The following is a 22,477-nucleotide window of genomic DNA, read 5'->3' on the forward strand; positions in this document are numbered from 1 at the left end:
GCCCGGACAGCACTCCCCACTCCACATCCGTCAGCTCATGACGACGCACCATGCCGACATGATCCCTCATCAGAACCATTTGAAGACACGGCCTAGGCGCCATCACCGAATACCTGGACGCCCACCAGGCCAGGACGTTGTGGCATCTGTTGAGGACTGGCAGCGCCCAGCTGAGCGCACCGCCTGAGGGCGCCGTCCTCGCCGCAATGGCGGCCGCCGGCACCGAGGAAGCAATGGAGGCCCTCAAACTCGCACGCACCGGCAGCCCGTACGGGGACGCGTCGGAGGCACTTCTGAGGACCCTGTCGGTGCCGCCCGCACCAATCGCCAAGATCGCCGACATTGGCGTGGACTCGCTGCGCTGCGCCGCCCTAACGGTGCTCCCACCCTCACAAACGATATCGGCAGAGGAGACACTGAGTGTCATCCGGACCTTCCGGAGTCATCACTTCGCCGTAGAAACGCTACGGGCACTGCTTCCCCGGATTGCCGTCGACCAGTTGGCAACCGCCGAGTTCCGGGCGATCTCCGAGACGCTCAGCCTGCTCGGGGAGCACCCGGAGCTTGACGACATCCTGCTGCGCCATCTGACCAGGATCGCGGCCCGGGACGGCTTCGAGGGTGCGCGCAACGCGGCCCGGTCTCTCCATCCGCTGCCACGGGCCCTATCGGATGCGCTGGCGGCAGTAGCAACCTCACGTGCGGGTTGCCAGATCACATGGAGTACGGGCACCGGGAGCGACCTCGCAGACGCCGTCCTGCATGAACTGATCTCGGCAGACGACCCCGAACGGGTACTCGCCGACCACGTTCCGCGTCAGTTGCTGGAGGTCGACTCCCGCCTGGGGAGGCTGTTCCTGCTCGCCGTCCCGGGAGAGATGCGCCGCGCACATCTGGATGGCCTGCTGCCCGCCGGGTTGCTCAGGGGTGAGAGCCTTTTCTACAAGAGCGACCTATGGGCGAAAGCGTTGGCCCGGCTGCTGACGGCCTTCGACTCCACGCAATTGGATCGGCTGTTCCCCATCGCTTCGCAGCACTGGGTGGGGGACGTGCGGCTGTCCCCCGTGGCACGCGGGAACCTCTTGGCGGCAGCGGCGGTGAGGTACGCCGAACTCGGTGAGACGGCCGCGGCGTTCGCCTTGCTGCCCGGAATTCCTTTCGCCACCGAGCGGTCGCACGCCCTTGCTGGCATGGCCGAGTTCCTGCCGGCCGCGAGCCTCGTCCGTTGGGCGGAGCACGTGACGGCCGAGATGGGCGGCTTCGGCTCAGGAGCCTTCGGCCCGCGTGCGGTCGTATGGGCTCGGGCGGCCAGCCGCTGGGAGGAACTCGGCCTCTCCGACCGTTGGCTGATCGTCCGTACGTGGCTGCGGCAGGTGCAACACAGCGGCCGCGAGGACCTGGCGGCCGACCTGTTGGGGCTGTCGCCGCTGCTACTCAGTGTGGGCGGGCCAGAATTGGGTCCTGGTATTTGGGAAGAGTTCGGCTTCGTGATCCGGATCTGACCGCCAGTCCGAGGGTGGGATAGAGGGTGACGGTAGAGAGATCAACGACGCCGTCGGGACTGGACCTGCTCGCGCCGCTGGCGCCGGTCGTCGGCAACCTCTACCCGGTGTTCGCCTCCCACTTCGAGCCCTTCGCCGTCGACGAGCGGCGGCGCTCCGCTGCCCACGGTCTGGAGTACCTCCTTCCGATCTCCGGCAAGGCCATGGCCTACGCGTCGCTCGACGCCGTGTCCGAAGAGGCCGTCGTGGTGATGGCCGAGGTGAGCGCGGAGACGCCGGTCGGCGACGTGATCGCCGCCTACCTGTGGAGCAGGCGGGTTCTGGCGCGGCTGCGGCCCCCCGGACTGAGCGACGCCACCATGCTCGCGTCCTTCGGACAGCACCTGTACCGGCTCCTGGAGGCGGGGCTCAAGCGGGAACTGGCCGGCCGCCGTCTCGAAGGGCTTCCCCTGTGCCTCGCGGTGGGTGCGCCCTGAACATCAAGTGGAACGCGGGACTGCGTAACTCCGGCCTGTTCCAGGACGTCTGGGTGCCACCGTTCCCGAACGACGCGGGATCGGCCATCGGTGCGGCCGCCGCGTCGATCGTCCGCCACGGGGGACCGGCCGCACTGGACTGGTCGGTGTTCAGCGGCCCGGCCCTCGAACCCGCGGACACCGCCCCCGCGCACCGGCACTCCCGACCCTGCACAGTCGAGGAACTCGCCCAGTTGCTCCACCCCAGTCGCGAGCCCGTGGTGGTCCTGTCCGGCCGGGCCGAACTCGGGCCCCGCGCTCTCGGACACCGCAGCATCATCGCTCCCGCCGACGGCAAGGACATGCGGCAGAGGCTCAACGAGATCAAGGGGCGGGAGTGGTACCGGCCGGTGGCCCCCACCTGCCTGGAGGACCGCGCCGCCGAGGTGTTCACACCCGGCACCCGGGACCCGTACATGCTCTTCGAGCACCGGGTGCGGCCCGAATGGCGCGACCGTGTTCCCGCCGTCGTACACGCCGATGACAGCGCCCGGCTCCAGACCGTCGGCCCCGACCATCCGCTGCTGCACCGGCTGCTGACCGCGTACGAGGCGCTGTCCGGGCTCCCCGTCCTGTGCAACACCAGCGCCAACCTCTCCGGCAGCGGCTTCTTCCCCGACGTGGCGTCCGCGATGAAATGGGAAGGCACTCACTACGTGTGGTCCGAGGGCACGCTGTACTGGAACAGCAGTACCGTTCCGGCCACGCCGTGAGCCTCCAGACCTCCGGGGGAACGGGCACACCGGCGCCTTCGGCCTGGCCGGAGCTGCTGAACCGGCTGCGCGGCGACACCGACCCCGTGCTGTGGCGGGCCGCGGCCGCCCGGCTGCGCGCCGAACCGGACGCCGCCGCGGGGCTCGGCGCCCGCGCCGTGAGTCTGGCCCTGCTCTCGACGGCGACGACCGACTTCTACGCCGAACTGCTTCCCGTAGCCGCGCTCAAGGTCGGAATCGACCTGGCCCTGCACCGGTTCCCGTACGGATCGGTCGAGCAGGAGCTGATCGGGCCGGCCTCAACCCTGAGTGCGGCCCGGCCCGACTACGTCTCGCTCGCCGGGACCCCCGCCGACCTGGCCCTTCCGGATCCCGATGGTGATCCGGAGGCGGCCGTCCAGACCCTGGTACGGCGGTGGACGGCCTGCTGGGACCACATCCGCTCCGGTCCCGGCAGCAGGATCCTCCAGCACACCTTCACCGTCCCCGACGAGGACCCGTACGGGAACCTCGGCTGCCGGGTACCCGGCGCACCGGAATGGCTGACCACCGAGGTCAACCGCGAACTGGTCCGGCGCGCCGGGGACGACGTGCTGATCCTGGACTGCGCGCGGCTGGCAGCCAAGAACGGCCGCGACTCCTGGTTCGACCCACGCGCCTGGGCCATGCTGCGGATGCCGGTCTCCGCACGGGCACGGCCCGTCCTGGCCGCCGCCACCGCCGGGGCGCTCGCCGCGGACCTGGGGCTCACCCGGCGCTGCATCGTCGTCGACCTCGACAACACCCTGTGGGGCGGTGTCCTGGGCGAACTCGGGCACACCGGGGTCGTGCTCGGCGAGGCCGGGACGGGGGAGTGCTTCCGGCGCTTCCAGGACTACCTCCTCGCCCTGCGCCGCCGTGGCATCGTCCTCGCGGTGGCCGGCAAGAACGACGCCCCGCTCGTCGACGAGGCGTTCTCCCGGGTACCCGGAATGCGTCTGCGACGCGAACACTTCGCGGCCGTGGTCGCCGACTGGCGGCCCAAGTCGCAGCAGATCCGGCAGATCGCCGGGCAACTCCGCCTCGGGCTGTCCTCCCTCGCCTTCGCCGACGACAACCCGGCCGAGTGCGCGGAGGTCCTCGCCGCCCTGCCCGAGGTCGACGTCATCGCCCTGCCGCCCCATCCGGCCCAGTACGTCCGTGCGCTCACCGACCGTCCCACGCTCGCGGCGGCGCCGCCGAACTCCTTCGACCGGCAGCGCGCGGCCTCGTACGAGGCACTTGCCCGGGCCGAGGCCGTGCGGGACCCGGCAGCGGCAATGGAGGAGTTCCTCGACTCCCTCGACATGTCGGCGGCCGTGGCCCGGGCGACCTCCGACGACCTGCCCCGTCGGCCTGCTGATCCTGCACATCGGTGAGGGCGGAGTTGCCGAGATCGACTCGTTGCTGCTCTCCTGCCGGGTCATCGGGCGGACCGCGGAACGACGGCTGCTGGCCGCCGCTTCCCGCATGGCACGCGATGCCGACTGCAGCCGGCTCGTGGGCAGCTATCGGCCCACCGCCCGCAACGACCTGGCAGCGGACCTGTACCCGCGACTCGGCTTCCGTCCTGCCGCGGGCATCGCGCCGGTGCCGCAGGCGGACGGGGACGACAACTGCGTGCGCTACATCCTCGACCTCGCCGCCGGCCCCGTACCCGACACCCCGCACATCCGCGACACCCTCCGAGTAAGGCCATGATGAGCACCTCCGAGCCGGACATCACGCCCGACCATGCCGTCCTGCAGTCGTTCGCCGAGACCGTGGGGACGCAGGCTCCCCGGGGGGTGGAGACCACCCCGGCCGACATCGCCGCCTGGGACTCGCTCGCCCAGGTCCACCTCGTCGCCGCCATCGAGACACGCCTCTCGGTCACCCTCCCGGACGAAGCCCTGACCACCCGGACGACCCTGGGGGACCTGGTCGCGCAGGCGCACCAGGCCCTGGGCAGCCGCAGCGCGGCGCGCTGACCGGGCCCGGCGGCACCGCATGAAGCTGCGCTCCACCGACGCGGAGGCCTTCGCGGAGGCGAGTGGCGACCGCAACCCGTTGCACCTGGATCCGTCCTTCGCCCGGCACACCCCCTACGGACGGCCCATCGCGCACGGTGCCCTCGTACTGCTCGCGGCGCTCAGTTCCCCGCCGTCGGCCTCCTCCGTACCACCGGCCCGGCTCACCGCCACCTTCCACCGGCCCGTGCCCCTCGACACCACCGCGGACGTCAGCGTCGAGGCATGCACCGATTCGACCGGCCACATCGGCACCGTCCGGTTCAGCGTCCGGTGCGAGGGCGCCCTCGCACTGACCGCCCAAGCCCACTACACGCCTGAGCAGGACTGCACACCGCCGCCCGCCGGCGATGACCCGCGGCCCCACGTACCGCCAGGCCCGCCACTGCGCCACACCCTCGCCGAACTCCAGGGGCTGGCCTGGCAGGAGCCGTACCGGCCGGACCTCGCGGCCCTGCGCAGGCTGTCCCACCGACTGGGCGGCGTGGGTGTCTGCGATCCGGTCCTGGCATGGCTCGCCTGGGCCAGCTGGGCGGTGGGCATGCGGGCTCCGGGCCACGACGCCCTCTTCACCCGCTCGCGCTCGCCCGGGTCCCGGCGCCGGAACCGGAAGCGGCACCATCGCCCGCCGGTCCTGTCACCCGGCTCGGTGTCGCCTCGACCGGCCCCCGTACCGGGGCCGTGCGGGTACACGGCAGCTACTGCCCCGACGGCGCGCCCGGCGCCGATGCCGTGCTCGACGCGTTCCTGCTCCGCCCCGTCGCACCGCCCACCCGCGCCTCCGTCGCCCGCCACATGCTGCCCGGCCGCGCCCTGGACGGGCGCAATGTACTGCTGGTCGGCGGCAGTCGCGGTCTCGGTGCCGCCCTGGCCGGCACGCTCTCCACTCAAGGTGCCACCGTCTGGATCGCCTACCACCGCAGCCAGACCCATGTCGCAGGACTGATCCGCGAGTTCGGGGCGGACCAGATCAGACCCCTGCGGTGCGACGCTGCCGATCCGCACGCTCTGGACCGCGCCGTCGAGCCGTTGCGCGCCCGCGGCGGAATCGACGGCCTGGCACTCCTGGCGACCCCGCCGCTGCGGAACCTCCCCCTGCACCCCGATGCGACCTCCGCGCACCTCGACTTCGTCCGCGACAGCCTCGCCCTGGTCATGGCCCCGCTGAGCGTGGTGGGCCCCCTCCTGGCGCAGGGCCGTGGCTGGCTGGTCGCGGTTTCCTCCACCGCCGTCACGGAACCGGTGCCGCACTGGCCGCACTACCTCGCGGCCAAGGCGGCCCTGGAGGCCCTCACCGCCGACTTCGCCCGCGCGCACGACCTTCCGGTCCTGGTGCTCCGGGCGCCGAAGATGCGTACCGATCTCGTCAACGGCCCCACGGCCGCCATCGGAGCCGTGCCGACCGAACACGTGGCCGCTTCCGTGGTCCGCTGGGCCGTCGACGCACCCCGCGCCGGTGTCACCGTCGTCGTACCACCGCCGGTGGCCTGACCCTGGACCGGCCATACGGGGGTCAGGACTTCGGCAGCGTGTTGACGTGGTTCGTGCCCGCGGCGTAGAAGCCGTCCACCGTCTTCTGGACGTCCGCCTGGGAGACGGCCTCATCGGCCTTGTAGTAGAACCAGTTGACCTTCATGTTCCAGGTGCGCGGACCGCTGCCGGAGGTGAGGTCGATGAACCAGTTGCTGAAGTGGATGTCCATCTTCTCCCGCGCGACGTACTTGCCGGAGCTGCTGAACACCTCCTTGCCGTCCAGGGAGTAGACGACCTTCCCGTTCATGGCGGTGATCATCAGGGTGTGCCAGCCCTCGAGGCGCTGCTTGAGCGTGTTGTGGACCCGGTCCGGCGGATCGGCCTTGAACCAGGTGACGTTGTCGAGTCGCGGACCGACCGAACCCCAGCCGCCGTTCGGCAGGTACTCGAAGTCGAGTTCGCTGTAGTTGGCGGAGGCGTCCGAGGGGGAGATCGGGAAGAAGGTCTGGACGACGTGGTCGCCGCCCCGACCGCTCGCGGGCTTGTCGCTGAAGTAGACCCGAGCGGCGAAGGTCCCCTGGAAGAGGTTCGTGGCGGTGCTGTGCACCTCGACCTGCTTGGTGCCCTGCTGGGTGCCGTCGGTCGTGGACTGCAGCTGCAGGACCTTGCCCCCCTGGGCGGTCGTGTCGGAGGGGAAGCTCGCGCCGGCGGTGTTCCAGGTGTCCTTGATCCCCGGGCCGCCCTCGCCGCTGCGGACCTCCCAGCCGTGGGAGGCGAGCGCGGGGTCGGCGGGGCCGTTGTACTGGAAGTTGTCGAACATGGTTCCCGGCGGTCCGGTCGGGGTCGGCGAGGCGCTGCGGGAGGGCCCGGCGGCATCGTCACCCCCACTGGACGCGGGGCCGCCGGAACACGCGGCGAGCACGCACAAGAGGGCGGGCAGCGTGAGCGCGGTCCACGCGCGGCGACGAGAGGTGCGGCGGGGCTGGCTCACACGGGCTCCTTGGGGCGTAGAGGCGGTACCTGTACACGCCCTTTGCATGAGGATCATTGTCTGATCGGATGAGGGGGTCATCCTAAGACCTGGGGTGACCGTTGCTGTGACCGCCCGGGCGCGACTACTGGCCGGTACTGCCGATCGGCATTTCGATCCGGTCACAACGTCAGAAGAGATCATCCTAAATACAGACATCGAGCCCAGGCCGATTCGGGCCGGTGCACTAGCGTTCGCCCTGCGATCCCGCGGTATACGTACCCTGCACTGAAAGGCCTCGCAAGGTGCGCCCAGTCATCACTCCCATCGAACGCGGATCGTCGTACCAGGTTCCGCCCGAAATGTCCGAGCCTGACTTCTCGGACCACGAGGAGCCCGCTCCAGCACCGGTGTTCGTCGACCAGTCGGGTACGCGCGGGCGGCTGCTGCGCGGCTTCGCCTGGCCGGTCTCCGTGGTCGGCGCGATCCTCGCGGTCGCCATGGGCAGCAGCCTGGTCGGTGGTCAGGCGGACGCCCCGGCGATGGGCATACCCGCGCCGCCCGCTCCGGCGCCCTCACCCGCGCCATCGCTGTCGCCCACCACCTCGACCGCGTCGCCCTCGTCGTCCTCGACGTCCTCACCCCGGACGCCCACCTCGTCCGGGACCCCCCAGACGAAGAACTCCGCCGGCACATCGAAACCGGCGACCACGCCGTCGAAGCCCGGAGCCAACACGTCGAAGCCCCCGGCCAACGTGCCTCGCGCGGCAACGCCTTCGGGCCGGCCACCGGCCAAGCAACCCTGATCGTCCGCACCACCCATCTCCAGGAGCGCCATTGTCCCGCCACCAGCGCCGCCGGCAGTCCTTGCTGAGGCCGCGCCGACTGGCCGCGCCCCCGCTGCGCTTCTTCATGCCGCTCTCCTTGCTGGCCTGCCTGCTCGCGCTGCTCGTCCTGCGCGGTCTCGCCACCAACGAGGCGTTCCGCGACACGCGAATCGCGGACTCGGTCGACAAGACCAGCGTGCCGCGGAACCTGCTGGAGGGCGGCCCGGTCATCGACGCTCGCGGCAGCAAGAACGCGAACCCCGTGAGCTACAAGATCCCGGACCGCACCGTGGTCCTGAGCTTCGACGACGGCCCCTCCCCGGAGTGGACCCCGAAGATCCTGGAACTGCTCGAGTCCCGCAACGTCAAAGCGTCCTTCTTCGTGACCGGCGCGATGACCACGCGCCATCCCGACCTGATCCGGGACATCGTCGCGGATGGTCACGAGATCGGCCTGCACACCTTCACCCACCCCGATCTCGTGTACCAGTCCCGCACCCGGGTCACCTGGGAGCTGGCGCAGACGCAGCTGGCGCTGGCCGGCGTCGCGGGCGTGCACAGCGCGCTGTTCCGCCCGCCGTACTCCTCCAAGGCCTCGGCGCTCGACGACTTGACCTATCCGGTGGTCAAGTACGTCGGCGCGCGCGGCTATCTCACCGCGTTCATCGACAAGGACACCGACGACTGGAAGCGCCCCGGCGTCGACGCGATCGTCAAGGCGGCGATGCCGTCCAAGCCCGGTGAGGGCGAGATGATCCTGCTGCACGACGCGGGTGGCGACCGCAGCCAGACCCTCGCCGCGCTCGAGCAGATGATCGACAAGCTGCAGGCCGAGGGCTACCGCTTCACCACCATCTCCGACGCGCTCGGCGCCTCCAGCGCCACCGTGCCGGTGCACGGCTACCAGCTGTGGGCGGGCAAGGGATACGTCTGGGCCACCCAGTTCGCCGTGCACACCCTGCCGGTGCTGATCGGGCTGCTGGCCGTCGTGGGCTTCCTCAACTTCGGCCGCTTCGCCCTGATGCTCGTTCTCGCACCGCTCCACGCCCGCCGCGCCAAGCGGCCGGACCGCTGGGGGCCGCCCGTCACCGAGCCGGTCACCGTGCTCGTCCCGGCCTACAACGAGCGCGAGTGCATCGCCAACACCCTCAACTCCCTCGCCGCCAGCGACTATCCGATCGAGGTGATCGTCATCGACGACGGCTCCTCGGACGAGACCGCGGACATCGTCGAGGAGATGGACCTGCCGTTCGTCCGGCTGATCCGCAAGGAGAACGGCGGCAAGCCCTCCGCGCTCAACGCCGGTATCGCGGCCGCCTCGCACGAGATCATCGTGATGATGGACGGCGACACGGTCTTCGAGCCGTCCACCGTGCGCGAACTGGTCCAGCCCTTCGCCGACCCGGGGATCGGCGCCGTCGCCGGCAACGCCAAGGTCGGCAACCGCGACAGCCTGATCGGCGCCTGGCAGCACATCGAGTACGTCCTCGGCCACAACCTGGACCGCCGGATGTACGACGTGCTGGGCGTCATCCCGACCATCCCCGGCGCGGTCGGCGCCTTCCGCAAGGAGGCCCTGCAGCGGGTCGGCGGGATGAGCGACGACACCCTCGCCGAGGACACCGACATCACCATCGCGGTGCTCTGCGACGGCTGGCGGGTCGTCTACGCCGAGCACGCCCGCGCCTGGACCGAGGCTCCCGCCAGCCTCCAGCAGCTCTGGTCCCAGCGCTACCGCTGGAGCTACGGCAGCATGCAGGCGATGTGGAAGCACCGCAGCGCCGTGACCGCCCGCGGCCCGGCCGGGCGCTTCGGCCGGCTCGGGATGCCGCTCATCGTGCTGTTCGGCGTGGTCGCCCCGATGCTGGCGCCGCTGGTCGACCTGTTCCTGCTGTACGGCGTGCTGTTCGTGGACGCCACGGTCACCCTCACCGGCTGGGGCAGTTTCATCCTCGTGCAGGCCGTGCTGTCGTGGTACGCCTTCCACCTCGACCGCGAGAAGCCCTGGCACCTGATCAGTCTGCCGATCCAGCAACTGGTCTACAGACAGCTGATGTACATCGTCCTGCTGCAGTCCGCGATCACGGCGATGACCGGTGGCCGACTGCGCTGGCAGAAGCTCCGGCGCACCGGCGAAGTCGCTGCACCGGTGGAGGCCTGACCCGTGACTTCACCCCTCGACTTCGGGCGCATCCAGGACACGATGCAGATCCGCGTCCCCGCCCCCCGGCTGCCTGAGCCGTGGCCCGAGCCGGAGCCCGAGCCGGAGATACCGGCCAAGCGCACGGGCGGCCGGGACCGCTATCTCGACCTGCTGCGCGCGCTGGCACTGGGCCGCGTGGTGCTCTACCACAACTTCACCTGGGCCTGGCTGCCCCTCGTCTTCCCGTCGATGGGCGTGATGTTCGCGCTGGCCGGCTCGCTGATGGCCCGCTCGCTCAGCCGGCCCGCCCTGAGCGTGATCCGCGGCCGACTGCGCCGCCTGCTGCCGCCGATGTGGCTGTTCGGCGGCATCATGATCACCCTCCAGATCCTCGACACCTGGGGACCCGGCTCCGACGGCCACGCCAACTGGTGGTGGGGCAAGCTGGCCTTCTGGATCCTGCCGCTGAGCAATCCGCCGTACGCGGAAGATCTGCCCGGTTTTGGCTTCCTGGAAGGCACCTGGGCCACGCAGATCATGGTCCCGCTCTGGTACCTCCGGGCCTACCTGTGGTACGTGCTGCTCTCGCCGCTGATGCTCTGGGCACTGCGACGCATGCCCCTGGTGACGCTGTTCACGCCCCTGGCGCTGACCATCGTCATGGGCACGTTCTTCGCCGACCAGGAGTTCATCTACAGCCGTGTCTGGGAGACCGCCGGCGACTTCACCATGTTCGGCTCGTGCTGGATCCTCGGCATGGCCCACCAGGAGGGGCTGCTCAAGAAGATCCCGCAGTACGTGGTGCCCTCCATCGCGCCGCTGATCATGGTGGCCGGGTTCTGGTACCTCCAGACCCGGCCCGTCGATCCCGCAGAGGCGACCGACATCGAGACCTGGCCGATCGCCCAGGCCCTGTGGTCCCTTGGCTTCGTCGCCATACTGCTCCACGTGAGCCCGTCCTGGGACGAGTGGCCCAGGCGGCTGGAACGCTGGAACGGCCTGGTCAGCCTGCTCAACGCACGCGCCGTCAGCGTCTACCTCTGGCACAACGTCGCGCTGGTCGCCGCCGTCCCGCTGATCGACCTGCTCTGGGGCGTCCCGTTCTTCGAGACGAACCTCTCGTGGCTGCTGGCCAGCAAATGGCTCATGCTGCTGGTGGCGATCCCGCTGATCGGCCTGCTGGTGCTGACCTTCGGCTGGATCGAGGACGTCGCCGCCAAGCGCTCGCCGCGGCTGTTCCCGTACCCGCGCCGCCAGCGGGGCAAGCGCCGGGCCGACGTCTGACGGCGGGGGCAGCCGGGCTCCTCATCGAACCTCCGGGTTCCCGCTGAGGAGCTCTGGCTGCCGGTCAGGCCCGGTGCACGCGCAGGCCCGAGTCCGTCAGGGACTTCTCGTGGTCGTCCGTGAGGCCGTCGTCGGTCACCAGGTCGTGGACGTCGGAGAGCGGGCAGAGCGATGCGAACGTCACCCGGCCGACCTTCGTGCTGTCCGCGAGGACGACCGAGCGCGTGCTGCTGCGGATGAAGGCGCGGTCCGTCTGGGCCTCCATCTCGTCGTGCGTGGTGCAGCCCTCCTGGGCCGTCAGGCCGTCGACGCCGATGAAGGCGATGTCGAAGTGGTACTGGGAGAGCATGCGGTCCGCCGCCGGGCCGACCAGTTCGTAGCTGGCCGAGCGGGCGATCCCGCCGATCACCACCAGGCGGACCTCCGGGCGCACGATCAGTTCGGCCGCGATGTTCACGGCGTTGGTCACCACGGTCACCCCGCCGCGCTCGGCCAGGATGCGGGCGAGCTCGGTGGTGGTCGTGCCGCCCGTGAGCCCCACCACCGCGCCGTCCGGGACCAGTTCGGCGGCGACCCGGGCGATCCGCCGCTTCTCCTCCTGCTGCTTGTGGCTGCGGTGCCGCAGGGGCAGTTCCATGTTGACCGAACCGGTCACCGCACCCCCGCGGGTGCGGTGCAGCAGCCCCTGGTCGTGCAGCTCCTGGAGGTCCCGGCGCACGGTCGCGCCCGACACCCCGAGCAGCTCGGCGAGCGCGTGCACATCGGCGCTCCCCGCCTCGGTGACGTGGGACAGGATCCGAGCGGCGCGATCAGCTTTGAGCATGAACGGAGTCTAGCCCCGCCCATGGCGGGCGCACCGGTGTCCCGGTGCGCCCGCCGGGCGGTGCCGGATCAGCCGCCCGCGGCGGCCGGGACGCCGGTCGCGGACAGTTCGGCCGCGCTGGTCCACGGACCGCGGCCGCCGGCCTCGGTCAGGGCGCGCAGCCGCAGGTAGCGGCCCGCCCTGGCCGGGAACGCCACCGACTTCTCCGAGGCGGTGTCGGCCCAGGTGCCGGTGGCCACGGGGGTGCCCCAGGTGCCGGGGGAGTCGGAGACGTAGACCTCGTACTGGCCTATGCGGCCGTTGATGCCGCCGTCCTGCCGGGGCAGGTAGCGGAAGGAGTCGACGGCGTACCGGGCGCCGAGGTCGATCTGGATTTCGTGCGGGAGCGGGGCGGGCTGCGCGGAGGACCAGGCGGTGTGCCAGATGCTGGAGGTGCTGCCGTCGAACGCGTTGGCGGCGGCCCCGTTCTCGGCCGAGGTCTCCTGGCTGTCGGCCGAGACCAGGCTCCAGGAGGCCTTGTCCAGCACGGGCGAGGAGCCGCCGCCGGTCGTCGGCGCGGGCAGGGTCGCACCGGACAGGGTGGCCGTGAAGGCGCCGGTCTGGTGGCCGGCCTTCACCCACAGGACGCCGCCGCGGTCGGCCGCGTCGAAGAACCAGCCGGTGGCGGCGGAGTCGTAGGCCGCCTTGGAGGCGAGCTCGGCCAGCTGTCCGGAGCCGAGGGCCACGGTGCTGGGCGCGCCGCCGAGGTGGACGTTGAACTCGTAGCCGCGGCCGGCCGGCTTGCCCGCGTAGGAGCCCACGCTGGCGCCGACGTCGACGGTGACCGTGCCGGTGCCGGAGGCCGGTGCGTTCATGGTCACCTTCTGGGTGGCCGAGGCGCCGTTCTGGTAGGCGCGGGTGATGCCGTCGTCCTCGTACAGGGTGAAGGTGGAGGTCCCGGACGGGTACAGGTCGTAGGTCAGCACGTCGACCGGCTTCTCACCGCTGTGGTTCATCTGCGGCCACATCGGGACGATGCCGCCGCCCTTGACGAACACCGGCGTCGAGTCCAGCGGTGCCTCGTGGCCGTTGAGCGTCTTCGGGCCCTGGTACACCGTGCCGGTCCGGTAGTCGGTCCACGTCCCGGCCGGCAGGTAGATGTTGTCCCGACTGGTCGTGCTCGACGTGATCGGCGCCACCAGGAAGGAGTCGCCCGCCATGAACTGCTGGGAGGTCGCGTTGCCCTGCGCCACCGGGTCGTCCGGGTACTCCAGCACCAGCGCCCGGGTCGAGGGCACGCCGGTGGTGCTGGCGACCTGGCTCATCGTGTACAGGTACGGCATCAGCCGCATCTTGGTCTGCAGGGCCTTGCGGTTGGCGGACAGGTACGGCTCGGAGAACCGCCAGGGCTGCTTGTCCTGGTAGCCGGCGGACGGGTTGGTCGCGCCCCAGCCGGACATGGTCATGAACGCCGGGGTGAAGGCCTTCCACTGGAGGTCCCGGGTGTAGGTCTCCGGGCTGCCGCCGAAGATGCCGTCCACGTCGCCGGAGGCGTAGTTGTGGGCGGACAGGCCGGCGCCCACGACCGCGGGGACGGTCCAGCCCATGGTGGCCCAGTCGCCGCTGGTGTCACCGGTCCACACGACGGCGTTGCGGTGCGTGCCGGCCCAGCCGTCGACGGTCCAGACGAAGCGGCGGCCGTCGGAGTTCTTCTCGATGCCGTCCACGGCCTGCCGCACCCCGTCGAAGGCGTACTTGTAGCCGCCGCCGATCCACGCCACGTCGGTCTTCACGGCGCGGGAGCCGGCGGTGCCGACCTCGGTGGCGATGTCGGACAGGCCGGTGGAGGTCCACAGGCCGGTGTGGAAGCCCTTGGCCTTGAGCGCGTCGACGGTGGACTTCAGCGGCTGCGTGTAGCCGCAGCCGTAGCCGTCGTTGGGCAGGAACCAGCCCGAGGGCATGTCGGCGGCGCGCGCGTCGTTCGCGTACCCGACCACGTCCGGCGTGGTCTGGTGGCGCGGCCTGCTGTGGTCGCCGCGGTAGTCGGGGTTGGACGCGTTGAAGCAGTCGGCGTTGCCCAGTTCGAGTCCCCACTGCGGGGCCAGGAACGGCTTGCCGGTGACGTCGGTGTAGGCGCCCAGTACGCCCTTGAGGCCGTCGCCGACGAAGTAGTACGCGTCGAAGCGGTTCTCGTTCTGGGTCGTGGCGACCGGGCTGGTGAACGCGTAGGAGCCGGGCGCCCAGGTGTTGCGGAGCACTCCGTACCCGTGGGAGGACATGTAGAACGGCGCCGGGCTGGCGTTGCTGTTCTCCTTCCAGGTGTTGTCGCCCGCGATCGGCACGGTCATGTCCCGCAGCGCCCAGGGCCCGAGCCGCAGGCCCGTGCCGTAGAACTGCTCGCTCGCGCCCCGCGCCAGGTGCTGCGTCGTCCGGGACTTGGTCCAGTCGGTCGGCGCGGACTCCTGCCACAGCAGCGTCCCGTCCGGCCGGTAGGCGGCGAAGGTCAGCGGGTTCTTGTTCACGCGGAGGGTGACCGCGCCGGTCTTGATCTGATGGTGGGAGCCGGCGTCCGACGCGGTGACGGCGGGGGCGGGGAACGAGGTGTTCACCGTGATGTCGCTGCCCGCCGGGTCGGTGAACTTGCCGTCGGGAGCGAGCCAGATCCGGAAGACGTCACCGCGGACGAACACCACGCGCACCGCCGCGCCCGAGGAGGTGGAGATGGTCGAGGTCGCGCCGGACTGGCTGAAGCCGGTGACCTGGCCTGCCGTACGGCCCGCAGCCGCCTCGGCCGGTGCCGGTCCGGCCAGGGCGGTGGCGGCCGCGGCCACCAAGGCCGCCACCAGGCCGACGGGCAGGGAGCGACGGCGCATGACACGGGCGACGGCGCGTGTCAGCCGACTTCGTGCGGTGCCACTCGATGGAGGCATGGGAGTCCCTCTCGTATGGGGGGTCGGAGGAGCTGTGCGCGTCACCGGTGCCGCCCGGTGGCCTTCAGGACGCCCAGCAGGCGGGTGACCTCGCCCGCCACGGCGGTCCGGCCGGCGCCGAGGTAGCGGCGGGTGTCCACGAGCCGGGGGTCCCCGGCGAGGGAACGGCGGACGGCATCGGTGAAGACCTGGTTGAGATGGGTGGCGATGTTGACCTTGGTCATGCCGTGCTCGACGGCCCGCGTGAGGTGCCGGTCCGCCACCCCCGAGGAGCCGTGCAGGACCAGGGGCACCGGTACGGCCCCGCGCAGCGCGGCGATCCGGTCGAAGTCGAGCTCGGCGTCACGGGTGAGCATGGCGTGCGAAGTGCCGACGGCTACGGCGAGCGCGTCCACCCCGGTGGCCCCGACGAAAGCGGCCGCCTCGGCCGGGTCGGTGCGGACGCCCGGCGCGTGCACGCCGTCCTTGCCGCCGACCTCGCCGAGTTCCGCCTCCACCCAGACCCCCGCCGCGTGGCACCGGGCGGCCACCTCCGCGGTGGCGCGTACGTTCTCCTCGTACGGCAGCGCCGAGGCGTCGAACATCACCGAGGAGAAGCCCAGGGAGACGGCCTCGGCGACGAGTCCGGGCGAGGTCGCGTGGTCGAGGTGGACCGCCACCGGGACCGCGGCCGCGCCGGCGACGGCCAGGACGGCGGCGCCGAGCGGGGCGAGGGCCCCGTGGTAGCGGACGGCGTTCTCGCTGATCTGCAGCACCACCGGGGCTCCGGCGGCCTCGGCCCCGGTGACGATGGCCTGGGCGTGTTCGAGCTGGATCACGTTGAACGCCCCCACCCCGCGCGCGGCGCTCGCCGCGGGACCGACGATGCGGCCGGTGCCGGTCAGGGTCACGGGCGGGCCTGTCCGTCCAGCAGGTCCCGGGCGAGCAGGGCCGCTCCCCGGCAGCCGGCCTGGTAGCCCAGTTCGGCGGGGACGATCACCGGGCCCGTCCGGAAGCCGAGCCGGTCCTCGACCGCCCGCCGCAGCGGCGCGAGGTAGGCCTCCCCGGCCCGGGCGAGGCCACCGCCGATCACGATGCGCTCGGGGTCGAGGAGGGTGATCGCCATGGCCAGCCCGTCGGCCATGGCCTCCACGGCCTCCCGCCAGATCGCGGCCGCGGTCCACTCCCCGGCGGCGGCCCGCTCGCCCACCTGCCGGGCGCTGACGTCCTCCTGCCCGGTGGCCGCGGCGTAGCGGCGGGCGATGGCGGCGGCCGACGCCACCGTCTCCAGGCACCCGCGGCCGCCGCAGGGGCAGGGCTCGCCGCCTGGGCGGACCACCACGTGGCCGAGTTCCCCGGCCCGGGAGTCGCCGCCGGTCAGCGGGCGGCCGTCGAGCATCACGGCCGCGGCGATGCCCGTGCCGACGGGGACGAACAGGAAGTTGCGGCTGCCGCGGCCGGCGCCGCTGCGGGCCTCGGCGAGCCCGCCGGCCCGGACGTCGTGGCCGAACGCGACCGGTATGCCGAGGTGTTCGGCCAGCCAGAGCCGCACCGGGGTGTCGCGCCAGCCGAGGTTGGCGGCGAACACCGACGTGCCGTACTCCTCGTCGACGAGGCCCGGGACGGTGACGCCGGCGGCGGCCGGCCGGAAGCTGTCGGCCAGTTCGGCGGCGCAGCCCAGGAGGGTGTCCATGACGGCGTCGGGGCCGTGCTCGGCCTGCGTGGACCAGAGCGCGCTGTGGAACAGTTCGCCGTCCGCGTCGGCCACGCCGCCCTTGATGAAGGTGCCGCCGACGTCGAGCGCGATCACGGCGGCACCCCCGCCGGGTCGCCCGCTGCGCCGGCTCACGGCTGGGTCAGCACGATCGAGCGGGTGAGGTTGCGCGGCCGGTCCGGGTCCAGGCCGCGGGCGGTGGCGAGTCGGACGGCCAGCCGCTGGGCGCGGATCAGGTCGGCGAGCGGGTCCAGCGTGGTGACGGACACGGTGGCGCCGGTGGCCAGCACCTGGTCGACCAGCCCGGTGGGCGGCTCGCCGAAGAACCACACCAGGCTCCCCGGCGCGGTGACGCTGACCGGGCCGTGCCGGTACTCCATGGCGGGGTACGACTCGGTCCAGGCGCCGGCCGACTCGCGGAGCTTGAGGGCCGCCTCGTGGGCCAGGCCCACCGTCCAGCCGGTGCCGAGGAAGGTGAACTGGGTGGCCTCGGCGGCGCCGTGGGGCAGTTCGCCGGTCAGTGCCCGCTCGGCCTGGCGGGGGAGGCCGGCCGGGGTGAGGCCGAGGTGGGTGCGGAGCAGGACCAGGGCGGTGGTGGCGAACCTGGTCTGGACGACGGACTTCTCGTCGGCGAAGCCGAGGTCGACGACGGTGTCCGCCGCGGAGCGGATCGGGGTGGCCAGGTCGCCTGTCAGCGCGGTGGCGGGTGTCGGGGCGCAGCCGCCGAGCGCCGTGAGCACCTCGGTCGTGGTGCCGGAGCGGCTGATGGCCAGTACCCGGTCGTAACGGCGGGTGACGGGGAACTCGGAGGCGGCGAAGGCGTCGGTCTGGCCGTGGCCGGCGCCCTCGCGCAGCGCGGCGTAGGCCTGGGCCACGTACAGCGAGGTGCCGCAGCCGATGACGGCCACCCGCTCGCCGCGCTCCGGCAGCCCTTCGGGGGATGCGCTCTCCATGACCCGCCGCCAGTACTCCGGTTGGCTGGCGATCTCCTGCTCGACGTGCGTCATGAGGGCCTTTCCGTGCGCGTCCGCGCACATCCTTCGGGGGTGTCGCTGATCGGTGGCTGCGTAAACATGCTTACAACGTTCGGTGATCGAGCATGTTCAAGCACGCGTGGAGCAGCTTCGGGGGTCGGTGCGCGCCCCGTCAAGTCATCGGCCGGCCGGAGTTGCGGGCTGCGGCGGTCGGAACGTGGGTGTGGAGTCTGCTCATTGACCGCTTGACAATGACGGTATTTGGCCATCATCGAGCAGTTTCGTGCACGGACAAGGAAAGGCCGCGTACGGATGACATCCGTACGCGGCCGAGGTCCTGGAGCGTGGCCGGTGTTACGGCCGGTCGGTGAGTTGCGCGAGGCCGAGGTTCTGGCAGAGGTTCCGGCCGTCGCCCGGGAAGACGGCGGCCTCCCCCGACTCCAGTACGCACGCGGTCAGGAGTGGCACCCGTCCCTGCCCGGGCGTGCCCGAGGGGATCACCAAGGGCTCGCCGGGCCGCGCGGTGGGGGAGGCCATCGACCCCGGCGGCATGAGGCCGGCTTCCCACAGGCCGGCACAGGCGCCGACCGCGGCGGAGACGGTGGCGCTGATGTCCCCGGGCGGGGGGCCCTCTGCGGGCTCGGCCATGGACACGTTGTTGTAGTGCGCGGTCAGGTCGGCCGCGATGAAGCAGCGGACGCTGTTCGGCTCCGATGCGGGCGAGCTGCCCAGCAGGGTCGTTGCGGCGAGGGCGCCGCCGGCCAGGGCGAGGAGAGCGCCGGGCACGGCGTAGTAGACCAGGCGCTTGCGGGAGCGGCGGGGTGGTGTCGAGGCGTCGGGGGTGGGCTGCTCTTGCCGGATTTCTCGCATCAGGTGCTCCTCGAGCAGGAGTCGGCGGTCCTGGGGGAGGGCCGGGTCGCCCGGCGCCGGCAGCAGCCGGGCCAACTCCGCATGATCGAGCGGCTCCTGCCGCCGCCACGGGTTGAGCGTCATCGGTTCCACTCCTCCATCGACCGGGCCGCATCGGTGCGGCCGTCCTGTGTTTGTCCGTCCCCGGCCAGGGGTTCCCTGTTCGTTCTGACGGCCTGCTGCCTCTTCAGCTCCTTCGCGGCGAGCTTGCGCAGCCGGGTCCGGGCCCGCGCGAGCCGCGAGCGGACCGTCCCCACCGGCACGCCGAGGGCCTCGGCGGCCTCCGCGTAGCCGAGGCCCGACCACACGCAGAGCGTGAACACCTCGCGCTCCGCGCGCCGCAGCTGCGCCAGCGCCGTGTGGGCGGCCTTGATCTGCTCCGCGTCCGCGATCCGCCCGACGAGTTCCTCGGCGAAATCGGGCAGGGCGTCCCGTGCGGGCATGCGCGACAGCGCTCGCTCGTGGCGCCGGGCCGCGCGCGTCATGTTGCGCAGCACGTTGGTGGCGATCCCCATCAGCCACGGCCGGGGGCTGTCCCCCTCGTCGCGCAGTCGGTCCCGGAGCCGCCACGCCTCCAGGAAGGTCAGGGAAACGACGTCCTGGGCCATCGCCCAGTCACCGGTCACCCGCACCGCGTGCCGGTAGACCAGTGGGGAGTGGTCGCGAAACAGCTCTCTGAACGCCTCGGGCTCCCCCGCCCGCAGCCGGGCGTGCATCAAAAATTCCACATCCAGGCTTGTCCGCGCTCCCCGAGGCGTTCCCGTGATCCGCACCACACCGCAACGTACCGGCCGTCTTCCGCGGCGGGACGTACGAGGCCCCCGCCGGGTCCGGCTCCCGCCCGGGCTTGCGGCGCGGACGGCTGGGGCTATGGTTCCCCCGTGCGCGTACTGGTGGTCGAGGACAACGATGCTCTGCGGTTCGCCGTCACCGCGGCGTCGCGCGGCGGCGGCCTGACCGGAGGAGCCCGCTGATGGCGCCGCCGAAGCGCCCGGTCCGGTCGACGAGCCCCTTCCAGCGGGCCGACCGCGCGCTCACCTACCTCGTCCTCCTGGCCGCGGCACGGGGCGAGCGCGCGGAGGCCGCGCGGGAACTCGCGGAGATCGAGGAGGCGGTGGGGGCGACGCGGGCCGCGTCCGCCGGGCGGATCAGGCCGAAAGCCGAGTCCCTGTGGGAGCAGGCCGTGGGGATGCTCGGCTTCAGGGCGTCCGGATGGTTCGTGATCAGCGGCCTCGTCCTCGTGGGCGGGCTGCTCCTGCCCCGGTCCGAGCCCTGGGGCTACGCCAGCGTGACGGTCGCGGCGGTCCCCGCCGCCCTGTTCGTCTCGCGCGAGTGCGGCCACGAGATCGCCCGCTCGGCGCTGCGCCGCGCCCGCCTGACGGAACGCGGCCGGCGCTGGTACTCCCGCGTGCAGCACGACGGGTTCGTCGTGCTGCTGGTCCTGCCGCTCTGGGCGGCCTGCGCCGCGACAGTCCAGCCCTGGGCCCTCTGAGGTCCGGGCCGGCGCGCGCCGCGGCTACAGGCTGAGCGCGTCCTCCGCGTTGTCGACCCACGGGGTCACGGAGTTCTTGTCGGGGGAGACGTACAGGCCGGGAGTCGACGCCTTGAGCGGTGTCTGTTCCAGGTCGGACTCGGTGTTCATGGTCATCGCGATCCAGTTGACGGTCTTCCCCTTGCCGTCCTTGGCGCCGCCCATGAGACCGGCGTAGGCCGTCTGGCCCGGGGCGAGCCGGAGCGCGGCCTCGATGCCGGGGGCCGTGCCCCGCTCGGTGGCCTGTCCGTCCAGATCGCCGAAGGTCACGACCGGGTGGCCCAGCGCCTTGCACGGCTTGGTGCCCTTGTTGGTGATCTTCAGCAGGTAGCTGCTGGTCGTGGGGTCCGCCAGGCTGGCGGTGAACTTCAGGTCGTTCGTGCCGCAGGGGAACACGTTGAAGTCGGGGTCGGACGGCGCGCCCTTGCTCGGGGAGGCCGGGGGCTTGGCCGCCTTCGACGGTGCCGCCGTCGCCGACGGTGCGGCGGACGCGGACGTGGTCGGGCTCGCGGTCGGCGTCCCGGTCCCGGCGGCCGCGTCGTCCTCGGCGGGCCCGCAGGCGGTCAGGGCCAGGGCGGAGAGGGCGGAGAGGACGACAGCGGCTCTGCGTACGTTGCTCATGGTGTTGCTCCCCTGAATGCGGGGCGCGAAGTGCGCCGGCTGAGCACCAGCGTCCCGCAGGGGCTTCACAGAATGGTGACGGTCTCTCGCCGAGTCCACCACGATCGCTCCGACGCGCCGTCCGTCAGTACTCGGCCGCCAGGGAGAGTTGACGTTCGCGGTCCTGCTTGAGCAGCTGCGGGATGGCGCCGCTCGGGGCCACGCCCAGCTCGGAGAAGAGCAGCTCGCGGTAGTGGCGGTAGCGGCGGTGGGCGTCGGCCACCTCGCCCGCGTACAGGCACGATTGGACGGCTATGCGCCGGGGGCCCTCCCGCAGCGGGTCGGCCTGGGCCGCGGCGTCGGCCAGTTCGAGCACCGTGGAGTGCTGCCGGCGTTGCAGGAACGTCTCGGCAAGCTGCTCGAGCGTCTGGACGCGCTGCAACTTCCACTTCTCCTGGAACGGCACGAGCCAATCGTGGTCCCAGCCGTGCAACAGAGGGTGCCGCAACACGCTCCACGCGTGGGGCATCCATGCGCCGCCGACCGCTCCTCCACCGGTTCCCGACACCGCCGAGACCAGCCGTGCGGCCGTTCTGTAGTCCACCTCCACGTGGTCGGCCGGCGCGACGGTGGTGTGCGTGGTCTCCAACAGCCCCGGGGTGGCCTGGTTCAGGCGCCACAGGGTTTGGCGTAATCGGGCCCCTGCCCGGGCCGGCGGGACGTCGGGCCACAGCCGCGCGGCCAAGTCGCCGCGCCGCATCGGGCGTTCGCCGAGCACCAGGGCCACCACGAGCCGCTGCTGGATGTCGCTCAGTTCGGCGACCCGCTGATCCGTGCGGCATACGAAGCCTGGCAGAAGCGATATGTGCACGATGCCGGAGCCTGTGGGGTTCATCGCACCTCTCGGGTCGTCCGACGGACCGTTGGCCGCCGACTGGGCGTGTCAGTGATCTCCGGTGCTGATTTCCACGGTCGCTTCACATGAGCTTCACAAGAGCTGTGGTATGAGCGTGAGGCACGGCATGGAGATCGTCAACACCCCCGCGTGGCCGGTTCCCGACGCCCGGATCCGGTGCCCGGCCGGGTGCCTCACGGAGTGTCAGAAGTGGTGCCGGCACAGGCTCCTCGAGTGTCGCCGGAGCCGGTGCCACCCGCGCGCGTATGTCCCGGTCATGCCTCCGGGACAACCCACATTCGTGGGGTTGTTTCACCGAACCGCCACGCGCAGTCTCGGTTGCGTCCCGTACCGATCGTGACAGCGAAGGGTTGGAAACATGAGCTTCAACTCCCTGGAGTCTCTCCGCGCGGCCGGCGTCATCGGCGGCACGATGGCGCCCGCACTCGAGGAGTTCTACGCCAGCCTGACCCAGGAGGAGACCCAGGTCCTCATCTCGACCAAGAACCGCCTCGCGGCGATCCTCCCCGACGTGGTGGCGCACTCCCAGGAGTGGTCCTCGCCCGAGGCCGCGAAGGAGGGCTTCGACGCGGCCATGCTCTGTGCCTGCGGCATCTGGTCCGGCTCCGGCGAAGCCGCCCAGTAGGACCACAGTCCACGGGCGGGGCCCGACGGCCACTCGCGTCGGG

22 protein-coding genes and 1 pseudogene are annotated in these 22,477 nt (G+C 71.7%); 12 read left to right on the forward strand and 11 right to left on the reverse strand.

The genetic code is table 11. The features are described from left to right. Positions 1-233 precede the first annotated feature (233 nt). From AB0O21_RS11765 to AB0O21_RS11800, 8 genes and pseudogenes are all read left to right on the forward strand, one after another. Positions 234-1,502: a hypothetical protein gene (locus tag AB0O21_RS11765; RefSeq protein ID WP_365169483.1), complete on the forward strand. Its 1,269-nt coding sequence runs from the start codon at positions 234-236 to the stop codon at positions 1,500-1,502. Positions 1,503-1,528: 26 nt separating this feature from the next. After that, on the forward strand, positions 1,529-1,978 hold the full coding sequence (locus AB0O21_RS11770; RefSeq protein WP_365169486.1) for a hypothetical protein: 450 nt from the start codon (positions 1,529-1,531) through the stop codon (positions 1,976-1,978). Next, positions 1,954-2,730 (forward strand): carbamoyltransferase C-terminal domain-containing protein, encoded by a 777-nt coding sequence (locus AB0O21_RS11775; protein ID WP_365169489.1) that lies wholly within the window; start codon positions 1,954-1,956, stop codon positions 2,728-2,730. The genes AB0O21_RS11770 and AB0O21_RS11775 overlap by 25 nt, the downstream gene beginning before the upstream one ends. Next, on the forward strand, positions 2,727-4,127 hold the full coding sequence (locus AB0O21_RS11780) for an HAD-IIIC family phosphatase (protein WP_365169492.1): 1,401 nt from the start codon (positions 2,727-2,729) through the stop codon (positions 4,125-4,127). Before AB0O21_RS11775 ends, AB0O21_RS11780 begins: the two co-directional genes overlap by 4 nt. 91 nt (positions 4,128-4,218) lie before the next feature. Further along, complete coding sequence (locus tag AB0O21_RS11785; RefSeq protein ID WP_365169495.1) at positions 4,219-4,449, forward strand: hypothetical protein; 231 nt, start codon at positions 4,219-4,221, stop codon at positions 4,447-4,449. Further along, positions 4,446-4,718 carry an acyl carrier protein gene (locus tag AB0O21_RS11790; protein ID WP_365169498.1) on the forward strand — a complete coding sequence of 91 codons (273 nt, stop codon included), beginning with the start codon at positions 4,446-4,448 and terminating at the stop codon, positions 4,716-4,718. Before AB0O21_RS11785 ends, AB0O21_RS11790 begins: the two co-directional genes overlap by 4 nt. 16 nt (positions 4,719-4,734) lie before the next feature. Beyond that, positions 4,735-4,968: pseudogene (locus AB0O21_RS11795) on the forward strand (MaoC/PaaZ C-terminal domain-containing protein); the annotation flags it as partial. 470 nt (positions 4,969-5,438) lie between these two features. Next, positions 5,439-6,248: an SDR family NAD(P)-dependent oxidoreductase gene (locus AB0O21_RS11800; RefSeq protein WP_365169501.1), complete on the forward strand. Its 810-nt coding sequence runs from the start codon at positions 5,439-5,441 to the stop codon at positions 6,246-6,248. 22 nt (positions 6,249-6,270) lie between these two features. Here AB0O21_RS11800 and AB0O21_RS11805 read toward each other — a convergent pair whose 3' ends face one another. Together AB0O21_RS11805 and AB0O21_RS11810 are read right to left on the reverse strand one after the other, a co-directional pair. Next, positions 6,271-7,221, reverse strand: a complete 951-nt coding sequence (locus tag AB0O21_RS11805; protein WP_365169504.1) for a glycoside hydrolase family 16 protein — start codon at positions 7,219-7,221, stop codon at positions 6,271-6,273. A 502-nt stretch (positions 7,222-7,723) separates the two neighbouring features. Beyond that, positions 7,724-8,038: a hypothetical protein gene (locus tag AB0O21_RS11810; protein WP_365169507.1), complete on the reverse strand. Its 315-nt coding sequence runs from the start codon at positions 8,036-8,038 to the stop codon at positions 7,724-7,726. 74 nt (positions 8,039-8,112) lie between these two features. Here AB0O21_RS11810 and AB0O21_RS11815 point away from each other — a divergent pair, with 74 nt between their 5' ends. Together AB0O21_RS11815 and AB0O21_RS11820 are read left to right on the forward strand one after the other, a co-directional pair. After that, on the forward strand, positions 8,113-10,188 hold the full coding sequence (locus AB0O21_RS11815; RefSeq protein WP_365170033.1) for a glycosyltransferase: 2,076 nt from the start codon (positions 8,113-8,115) through the stop codon (positions 10,186-10,188). 3 nt (positions 10,189-10,191) lie between these two features. After that, positions 10,192-11,454 carry an acyltransferase gene (locus tag AB0O21_RS11820; RefSeq protein WP_365169510.1) on the forward strand — a complete coding sequence of 421 codons (1,263 nt, stop codon included), beginning with the start codon at positions 10,192-10,194 and terminating at the stop codon, positions 11,452-11,454. Between the two features lie 64 nt (positions 11,455-11,518). On the opposite strand, the gene AB0O21_RS11825 is transcribed toward AB0O21_RS11820, so the two are convergent. The 7 genes from AB0O21_RS11825 to AB0O21_RS11855 all read right to left on the reverse strand — a co-directional run bounded on the left by AB0O21_RS11825 (position 11,519) and on the right by AB0O21_RS11855 (position 19,478). After that, on the reverse strand, positions 11,519-12,277 hold the full coding sequence (locus tag AB0O21_RS11825) for a DeoR/GlpR family DNA-binding transcription regulator (RefSeq protein ID WP_365169513.1): 759 nt from the start codon (positions 12,275-12,277) through the stop codon (positions 11,519-11,521). 68 nt (positions 12,278-12,345) lie between these two features. After that, positions 12,346-15,129, reverse strand: a complete 2,784-nt coding sequence (locus AB0O21_RS11830; protein ID WP_365169516.1) for a TIM-barrel domain-containing protein — start codon at positions 15,127-15,129, stop codon at positions 12,346-12,348. Positions 15,130-15,227: 98 nt separating this feature from the next. Further along, positions 15,228-16,076 (reverse strand): class II fructose-bisphosphate aldolase, encoded by an 849-nt coding sequence (locus tag AB0O21_RS11835; protein ID WP_365169519.1) that lies wholly within the window; start codon positions 16,074-16,076, stop codon positions 15,228-15,230. After that, on the reverse strand, positions 16,073-16,975 hold the full coding sequence (locus AB0O21_RS11840; protein WP_365169522.1) for an ROK family protein: 903 nt from the start codon (positions 16,973-16,975) through the stop codon (positions 16,073-16,075). The genes AB0O21_RS11835 and AB0O21_RS11840 overlap by 4 nt, the downstream gene beginning before the upstream one ends. A 35-nt stretch (positions 16,976-17,010) precedes the next feature. Continuing rightward, entirely contained in the window at positions 17,011-17,886 is an 876-nt protein-coding gene (locus AB0O21_RS11845) for a sugar isomerase (protein WP_365169525.1), read from the reverse strand. A gap of 321 nt (positions 17,887-18,207) precedes the next feature. After that, positions 18,208-18,846: a hypothetical protein gene (locus AB0O21_RS11850; protein ID WP_365169528.1), complete on the reverse strand. Its 639-nt coding sequence runs from the start codon at positions 18,844-18,846 to the stop codon at positions 18,208-18,210. Further along, on the reverse strand, positions 18,843-19,478 hold the full coding sequence (locus AB0O21_RS11855) for an RNA polymerase sigma factor (protein WP_365169531.1): 636 nt from the start codon (positions 19,476-19,478) through the stop codon (positions 18,843-18,845). The genes AB0O21_RS11850 and AB0O21_RS11855 overlap by 4 nt, the downstream gene beginning before the upstream one ends. Before the next feature lie 257 nt (positions 19,479-19,735). Between AB0O21_RS11855 and AB0O21_RS11860 the strand changes: the two genes are divergently transcribed. Beyond that, complete coding sequence (locus AB0O21_RS11860) at positions 19,736-20,254, forward strand: hypothetical protein (RefSeq protein ID WP_365169534.1); 519 nt, start codon at positions 19,736-19,738, stop codon at positions 20,252-20,254. A gap of 24 nt (positions 20,255-20,278) precedes the next feature. On the opposite strand, the gene AB0O21_RS11865 is transcribed toward AB0O21_RS11860, so the two are convergent. Continuing rightward, the gene (locus tag AB0O21_RS11865; RefSeq protein ID WP_365169537.1) at positions 20,279-20,914 is read right to left on the reverse strand and encodes a DUF4232 domain-containing protein; all 636 of its coding nucleotides are present in this window, start codon (positions 20,912-20,914) and stop codon (positions 20,279-20,281) included. A 124-nt stretch (positions 20,915-21,038) separates the two neighbouring features. Then, positions 21,039-21,788, reverse strand: coding sequence for a BTAD domain-containing putative transcriptional regulator (locus AB0O21_RS11870; RefSeq protein ID WP_365169540.1), 750 nt, complete (start codon positions 21,786-21,788; stop codon positions 21,039-21,041). 379 nt (positions 21,789-22,167) lie between these two features. Between AB0O21_RS11870 and AB0O21_RS11875 the strand changes: the two genes are divergently transcribed. After that, on the forward strand, positions 22,168-22,434 hold the full coding sequence (locus AB0O21_RS11875; protein ID WP_365169543.1) for a StsA-related sactipeptide RiPP: 267 nt from the start codon (positions 22,168-22,170) through the stop codon (positions 22,432-22,434). The last annotated feature ends 43 nt before the right edge of the window (positions 22,435-22,477 follow it).

Source organism: Streptomyces sp. NPDC091371, from assembly GCF_040684275.1.
GTDB lineage: Bacteria > Actinomycetota > Actinomycetes > Streptomycetales > Streptomycetaceae > Streptomyces.